Annotated in this window: 10 protein-coding genes and 1 pseudogene; 2 read left to right on the plus strand and 9 right to left on the minus strand. The window is 58.0% G+C overall.

All coding sequences use genetic code 11. From position 1 onward, the window contains the following. Nucleotides 1-168: 168 nt before the first annotated feature. From HEP69_RS09190 to HEP69_RS09230, 9 genes are read right to left on the minus strand one after another with little or no spacing between them, the layout of a single operon-like run. Entirely contained in the window at nt 169-645 is a 477-nt protein-coding gene (locus HEP69_RS09190) for a flagellar basal body-associated FliL family protein (protein ID WP_290558218.1), read from the minus strand. Between the two features lie 11 nt (nt 646-656). Then, nucleotides 657-1,391: a flagellar basal body L-ring protein FlgH gene (gene flgH / locus HEP69_RS09195; protein WP_290558219.1), complete on the minus strand. Its 735-nt coding sequence runs from the start codon at nt 1,389-1,391 to the stop codon at nt 657-659. 10 nt (nt 1,392-1,401) lie between these two features. Further along, the gene (flgA, locus tag HEP69_RS09200) at nt 1,402-1,818 is read right to left on the minus strand and encodes a flagellar basal body P-ring formation chaperone FlgA (protein ID WP_290558220.1); all 417 of its coding nucleotides are present in this window, start codon (nt 1,816-1,818) and stop codon (nt 1,402-1,404) included. Further along, complete coding sequence (gene flgG / locus HEP69_RS09205) at nt 1,818-2,603, minus strand: flagellar basal-body rod protein FlgG (RefSeq protein ID WP_290558221.1); 786 nt, start codon at nt 2,601-2,603, stop codon at nt 1,818-1,820. Before flgG ends, flgA begins: the two co-directional genes overlap by 1 nt. Nucleotides 2,604-2,621: 18 nt before the next feature. Beyond that, nucleotides 2,622-3,335 (minus strand): flagellar hook-basal body complex protein, encoded by a 714-nt coding sequence (locus tag HEP69_RS09210; RefSeq protein ID WP_290558222.1) that lies wholly within the window; start codon nt 3,333-3,335, stop codon nt 2,622-2,624. Then, nucleotides 3,335-3,607: a flagellar biosynthetic protein FliQ gene (locus tag HEP69_RS09215; RefSeq protein WP_290558223.1), complete on the minus strand. Its 273-nt coding sequence runs from the start codon at nt 3,605-3,607 to the stop codon at nt 3,335-3,337. The genes HEP69_RS09210 and HEP69_RS09215 overlap by 1 nt, the downstream gene beginning before the upstream one ends. Nucleotide 3,608: 1 nt before the next feature. Beyond that, the gene (gene fliE / locus HEP69_RS09220) at nt 3,609-3,899 is read right to left on the minus strand and encodes a flagellar hook-basal body complex protein FliE (protein ID WP_290558224.1); all 291 of its coding nucleotides are present in this window, start codon (nt 3,897-3,899) and stop codon (nt 3,609-3,611) included. Nucleotides 3,900-3,920: 21 nt separating this feature from the next. Then, a complete protein-coding gene (gene flgC, locus HEP69_RS09225; protein WP_290558225.1) occupies nt 3,921-4,313 on the minus strand; it encodes a flagellar basal body rod protein FlgC in 393 nt (130 codons plus the stop codon). An 11-nt stretch (nt 4,314-4,324) separates the two neighbouring features. Next, nucleotides 4,325-4,714 carry a FlgB family protein gene (locus HEP69_RS09230; protein WP_290558226.1) on the minus strand — a complete coding sequence of 130 codons (390 nt, stop codon included), beginning with the start codon at nt 4,712-4,714 and terminating at the stop codon, nt 4,325-4,327. 88 nt (nt 4,715-4,802) lie between these two features. On the opposite strand from HEP69_RS09230, the gene HEP69_RS09235 reads away from it, so the two are divergent. Next, nucleotides 4,803-6,131 carry a FliI/YscN family ATPase gene (locus tag HEP69_RS09235; RefSeq protein ID WP_290558227.1) on the plus strand — a complete coding sequence of 443 codons (1,329 nt, stop codon included), beginning with the start codon at nt 4,803-4,805 and terminating at the stop codon, nt 6,129-6,131. Nucleotides 6,132-6,464: 333 nt separating this feature from the next. Then, nucleotides 6,465-6,888 (plus strand): annotated as a pseudogene (locus HEP69_RS09240) (IS3 family transposase); the annotation flags it as partial. Between the last annotated feature and the right edge of the window lie 154 nt (nt 6,889-7,042).

Below are 7,042 nucleotides of genomic sequence, written 5' to 3' on the forward strand. Positions count from 1 at the left end.
TTCAAAACCCCACAAAGGTCATCAATCACAGGTGTGCGAAAGGGGTGGCCAACGCGCTCTTATGCATAAAGACGGGTAAAATGGGCGGCATCCACAACCTGACAGATACAGTTGCTAATATGCCGCAGGATATCTCTGAGGTTTAAGAGGACCGGAGCATTTGGGGCATCAGACGTCTTGACGAGCCAGATCTGTGATCAGGATTCCCTTGATCTGGTCTCCCATTTCCTGGGTTGCCGCATCGTATAGCGATTGGCGCAAAAGATCGAGATTGCGGGCATTGGTAAACGCGCCACTAAACCCGCCCATATTGGCGTGCTCAAACAAGACCTGTAGAAAAATGTCGCGCAACTTGGCTTCGTGCGAATAGATGGCGGCGGACTGGCCGCCAGTGACTTCCAACCCGATCGAGAGCACAACCAGTGCATTGACACGTTCGCCGTCGGTCACCGGTACCACAAACTGATTGTTCAGGGACACCAGCTCGACGGGCGCCTCTTCGGCTGCTTTTGCCTCTGGTGCTTTCGATGCTTCGGCCTCGGATGCCTCCGTTTCAGGCGCAGGCGTTGGCGCCAGTACCAGGCCAGCGCCGACACCTGCTCCGCTTCCCAGCAATAGGCCCACAAGAGGAATGATGAATTTCAAAGCAGGCTCCTTTAGAAAGGTAGGATCATGTCCAGCACCTGCTGGCCATACCGTGGTTGTTGAACGTCAGTGATCTGCCCACGCCCACCATAGGAAATCCGGGCCGAGGCGATCTTGTCATAGGTGATTTCATTTTGTCGCGAAACGTCCTCAGGCCGCACAAATCCCGTCACCGAAAGCTCGCGCATTTCGAAATTCACGCGGACCTCCTGTGATCCGACGATCGACAATACGCCGTTTGGAAGCACATCGACGATTGTAGCCGCCACCCGTAAGGTCAGTTTTTCATTACGGCGAACCGTTCCCTGACCATTGCTTTCGCTCGATGAATTGAGCGAGACGGCGCCCGCCATGGTTGCACCTTCGGGTAGCTCTTCATCCAGCCTTTGCGGGATTCCGAAAAGCTGCGGGATCCCGAGTTCCTCCGACCCACCCCGAGACCGAGCGGTTCTGTTGGAAATCTCAGCCTCGTCGTCGATCTCGATTACGACCGTCATGATATCGCCGCGCTGCATCGCTCGGCGATCGCCCAACAAGGATTGCCTCCCCCCACTCCAGAGCGAAGAAATGTCGGACTGCCTGCGTGTTTCGACGCGCAAAGGCAGACCTGATGATAACATGGCCACTTGCTCCTGGCTTTCGGATTGTCGCGAAAAGCTTGGTGCTTTACCAAGATGGTCTGTGCGGGCACAGCCACTTACCACACTCAGCGTGGCGGCCAGGGCGATCAGAAAGGGGGTGCGCATCAGCAGATCCTCAGTGCATTTTTATTGTGCCATCGGCGTTGACCCGACCGGACAGGGTGGCGCGTGATGTTAGATTCATTACCCGGATTACATCGCCCTCGGCGCCGCGGCCCAAGGCGCGGCCCTCAGTTACAATCCGCAAGCCGTTCTGGCGATAAACCAGTGTAACCAGTTGATTACGATCCACGATCGCGGGTGGTCCGACATCGCCAAACCGAATTGGACGCCCAGGATACAGCGCGATTCGGGCTTCTTGCCCGATCAGATCCTCGGGAACCTCAACAGTTCCGGGAATGGTGACCGACTTGATCACAAGATCCTCGGCCGAGATCACGTCGCCGGGCCGAATGGTTTGATTGGTCACCACGATATCGGCGAGAGCCTGCATCGCGATGAGCATCAAGCCGGAGACGGTTAGCCAGCGCATCAGCGAACCTGTGTCGTCGCCGCCAGCATCTGATCTGCTGCGGAGATCACCTTTGCATTCATCTCATATCCGCGTTGCGCTTCGATCAGTTCGGTGACCTCGCGAACCGGGTCGACGGAACTGTCTTCGAGATAACCTTGACGCACGGTGCCCAGGCCATCCTCGCCAGGTGTCGAAACGAGGGCCGGTCCTGACGCCTCGGTCTCGACGAACAGGTTGCCCCCCAACGCTTCAAGGCCTTTGGCATTTGTGAATCCCGCAAGCGAGAATTGGCCCAAGAGCTGTGCCTCCGGGTTGTCGCGGAAATAGGCATAAACCTCGCCGTTGGCATTAACGGAAATGCTGCGCGCATCGTCCGGGATCACGATCTCTGGGGCGACACTCAGGCCGTCGCTGGTGACAATCAGTCCTTCAGCAGAGCGTTTAAGGGCTCCGTCTCGCGTATAGGCGGCCTGGCCGGACGGAAGTGTGACCTCAAGATAGCCGTTGCCTTCGATTGCGAAATCGAGATCGCTCCCGGTTGCTGACAACGCGCCCTGTGCCAGATGAATGCTCACCGCTGATGGACGCACACCCAGCCCCAATTGAATGCCGGTGGGCAGCACGGTGCCGTCCGCAGCGTTCACGGTGCCGGCGCGGGCGAACTGTTGATAATGCAGATCCGCGAATTCAGCCCGGCGAGCATTATAGCCCGTTGTGCTCATGTTCGCGAGGTTGTTCGAAATCGTCTCGACCCGCATCTGCTGGGCCGTCATGCCGGTCGCCGCAATCTTTAGCGCTTTCATAGGGTGGTCCTTTCTGGATTATCGGGTGAGAGACTTGATGGCCGCACGGATTCGTTCATTCTCCGCATCAAGAAAGCTTTGGCCCATTTCATAGGCGCGCTGAACCTGGATCATTCGCGCCACCTGCGAGATGGCATCGACGTTTGAGCCTTCGAGAAAGCCTTGCAGAACGCGTGGGTTTTCAGCTGATCCGAAACCGTTATCGGATGTGAACATCACCCCCGCCTGACGCCGTAACATTGCGGGTTCGGTCGGTTCAAAAATGCCAATCTGACCTAGTGGCTGCCCATCCGACGAAATTGTACCATCCGACGAAACACTGAAATCCGTGGCGCCGGGCGGGACGAATATCGGCGCTCCACCGGCGTCCAGCACCGCGTGGCCATCCATCGTGACCAGATCGCCGACGGCATTCGGTGCGAAATTTCCCGCGCGTGTGAGCCGTTCGCCGTTCGGGGTCTGGATCAGAAAGAAGCCATCGCCCTCGATGGCGATATCGAATTGGCCCCCGGTCTCGGTCAAGGTCCCCTGCATCATCGAGACACCGCTCGCATTTGCATAAGCCATCGAAACCGACGGAGCATCATGAAGCCGTTGGACATACTCCGAAAAAACCATTCCCTCCTGCCGGAAACCGGTGGTGGCTGCGTTTGCGATATTGTTGGCAACCAATTGCATTTCACGCAGCAGGCCGGACTGGCGCGTGAGCGTAACATAACCGGTGTGATCCATCAGAATCCTCCTGCGATCAAAGGGACAAGCTCATCTTGAAAGAACGAAACGAGGCTTTGTGTCATAAAGCCCATGGACACCCAGTAGACGACCACGATCGCACCCAGTTTCGGGACGAAGGTCAGGGTCATTTCCTGGATCGAGGTCAGGGCCTGAAAGAGGCCGACCACAAGGCCCGCTACCAATGCGACTGTCAGGATCGGTAGGGAGAGGATAACCGCCACCCAAAGACCCTGACGCAATGTGTCATAGAACACGGCCTCGCTCAGCATATCAGACCGGCATTCTCAGGATTTCCTGGTACGCCTCGACCACGCGATTGCGGACCGTGACGGCCGTCTCGACGGCCAGCTCGGTTTGTGCCAACGCCTGTACCAGCGCGTGCGGGTCGGCATTGCCGGACATTGCATCCTTGGCCAGTGTTTCGCTTTCTCTTAGCGTATTGGCAAAGTCTTCGGCGGCCGAGGCAAATGCGGAGCTGGCCGTGCCAAGTTGCGGATTGGCTTCTGTTGCAGGGCGCGCGGCGGCATATTTTCCGGCCGCGGTGAAATCACGAATATCCATTCTGGATCTCCTTTCAGGGGGTTAGCGTCGCAAAAGCTCCATCAGACTGGACGACATCTGGCGGGCCTGCTCGAACATTTTGAGATTGGCCTCATAACTCCGCTGCGCCTCGCGTGCGTCAGCGATCTCGATAATCAGGTTCACGTTTGATCCATCGTAGTGACCACTCTCGTCGGCCAGGGGATGTCCGGGGTCAAAGACGCGCTCGAGCTCGGTTCGGTCCAGCCGGACAGGTCCGGTCCGTACGTCACTGACCGTCCCTCCGGAACCAAGCGCGGCTTCAAACGATGCGGTCTTGCGCCGATAGCCGGGTGTATCCGCGTTCGAGATGTTTTCCGACAAAAGCCGGAGGCGCTGTGCCTGGGCCTCCAGACCGCTGGTTGTCACGGCAAGGGATCTTGAAAATTCGCTCATCTCGGGTGTCCTCAGGATTGTCTGCCAAGGCTGGTGCGCAGGATGGTCAGGGATGATTTGTAGATTGCCATGGCGCGGTCATGCTGACGTTTAACCTCAACCGCTTTCATCATCTGTTCTTCAATGGTGACGCTGTTGCCATTGGGAGCCTCGGCCCGACGTGTTTCCATCGCGCGCGGGTCAAGGCCGGCACTTTGGCCAAAGAGATGGCCGTCCCGCGTCGCTTTGGCCGCTCCGCTGGAAGACGGATTTTTGTAGGTGTCCGCAAAAGGTGGCAAATCACGCGCGCGATATCCGGGCGTGTCGGCATGGGCCATGTTTTCGGCCACGAGCGCCTGGCGCTGCCCGGCATGCGTGGCCATGGCATGTGCCATCTGGAATAGGTTCAATGTCTTAAACATCGGGGTTTCTCCCTCGATCCGTCTCAATCAAGGCTTAACTGTGATTCCTTTAGAAAGCGTTTTCAGAAACACCTTGCGGAGCGACGAGATGAACAACGCGATCGAAGCCCTCACAACCCAGATTGCAGAGGTCCCCAGGTGGCGGGCACAAGGTCGCGTGTCTGGCGTTCAGGCCGGGACGATCCATGTGCGCGGCTTGCGCGACGCAGCGCGTATTGGCGATCAGGTTTGCCTGTGCCGGTCAGACGGAGAGCGGATCACCGGTGAGATTATACAGATAAACCAAGAGATTGCGGTCATGATGCCGCATGGTTCGGCTGAGCAGGTGTCACTGGATGATCGGGTGTTGGTCGAACCATCGCAAGGTGATCTTGCCCCCTCTGACAGCTGGATTGGCCGTGTGGTCGATCCCTTCGGGATGCCGCTCGATGGTCAACCCCTGATGCGCGGGCACGTTGCGCGGTCGGTTAACTCGTCTGCCCCAGCAGCCCACACACGCGCCGCATTGGGCGCGCGGCTGAGTACCGGAATGGCGGCCTTGAACACCTTTCTGCCCATTGTGGAGGGCCAGCGGTTGGGCCTCTTCGCCGGCTCTGGTGTGGGTAAATCCAACATGCTCGCAGCACTCTGCCGCAACATGGAGGCAGACGTCGTCGTTGTTGCGATGATTGGTGAGCGGGGGCGTGAATTGCGCCAGTTCATTGACGAGACTCTCGGACCGGATGGGATGTCGCGGGCCGTGATCGTTGCCGCGACATCTGACCAATCGGCTCTGATGCGCCGTCGCTGCGCATGGTCCGCAATGACGGTTGCGGAGCATTTTCGAGAGCAAGGCAATCGTGTCTTGCTGCTCGCCGATTCGGTCACGCGCTTTGCCGAGGCGCATCGGGAAATCGCTCTGGCTGCGGGCGAGTTTCCCGCGCTGCGTGGTTATCCAGCCTCAATCGGGCAATTGATCATGTCGCTTTGCGAACGGGCGGGCCCCGGGCTGGAAGGCGAGGGCAGTATCACGGCACTGTTCAGTGTTTTGGTTGCCGGATCGGATTTTGAAGAACCGATTGCAGATATCCTTCGCGGCGTGCTCGATGGTCATGTAATTCTCGAGCGTGAGATTGCAGAACGTGGCAGATACCCGGCGATCAACCTATCGAAATCGGTGTCTCGAAGCCTGCCCAAAGCAGCCACGGAGGAGGAGAATGCCCTCTTGCTGGAAGCGCGCCGCTTGCTAGGAGCCTATGAAGGTGCGGAAATGATGCTCAAAGCTGGTCTTTATTCCGAAGGCAGCGATCCGCTCGTCGATCGCGCCGTGCGTGTGTGGGAGGAGTTAGATCAATTCATTGCAAAGGGATCGGAGGAAGGTATTCGCGCCAGTTTTGACAGGCTCACTTTGATCCTGCGTCGCGCTGGCCCTCGATAGAGAGCCGCGCGGCAGGACTTTTCTCATCTTCGAAGATCCACTCGCAGGCGCACATCCTGCGGTTTGACGTCAGCACGTATTGGAAACCCAGCCTAAGAAACATCGTTGATGAGCAGTTGCGTTCCAGTGACGCCCGAACTGGGGATCAGATCGCGAAAGAGGCCGCAGGCTTGGTGGCGCAGCGTTTGAACTGGACCTGTCGCGGTTTGATGCCGCTCCTCTGATAGGATTTACTGCACCAAAGGATACTGACTATGGGGCTGAGACGGACGGACGCATTCCGCAAGGATGCGGTGCGGATCGCGCTGTCCAGTGGGCTTACGCGTAAGCAGGTGGCTGCATTTGACTGTGATCCTGGACCTGCACTCGCGTCGTGTCATCGGCTGGGCCGTCAGTAATCGCATGAGACGCGACTTGGCGATCCGGGCATTGAAGATGGCCATCGCATTCCGGCAACCGCCCAAAGGCTGCATGCATCACACGGATCGCGGCAGCCAATACCGTTCGCACGATGATCCCGCGCCAGCACGGCTTCAAGGTATCGATGAGCGGCAAGGGCAATTGCTGCGACAACGCAGCCGCCGAGACCTTCTTCAAAACCATCAAGGCCAAGCTGATCTGGCGGCGATCATGGGACAGACGGAGGCAGGCTGAAAGGGCGATCTTCGAATACATCAACGGGTTCTACAATCCACGCCGAAGCCACTCAGCACTGCGCTGGAAAAGCCCCGTCGCCTTCGAACGAAAGCTGGCCTAAACGAGCACCGGGAGCGGCATCAAACCGTGACAGGTCTACAGACGAACCATGCACCCTCAAAGACAAACCGTTCACTGTCTGGCCCGCCCTGGGCGTGCGGAACGGCACCGGGCCTGCGTTGTTATAACATCTCGGGCCCCCCTAGACTTTCTTA

It is taken from the genome of Aestuariivita sp., assembly GCF_021404545.1.
Classification (GTDB): domain Bacteria; phylum Pseudomonadota; class Alphaproteobacteria; order Rhodobacterales; family Rhodobacteraceae; genus Aestuariivita.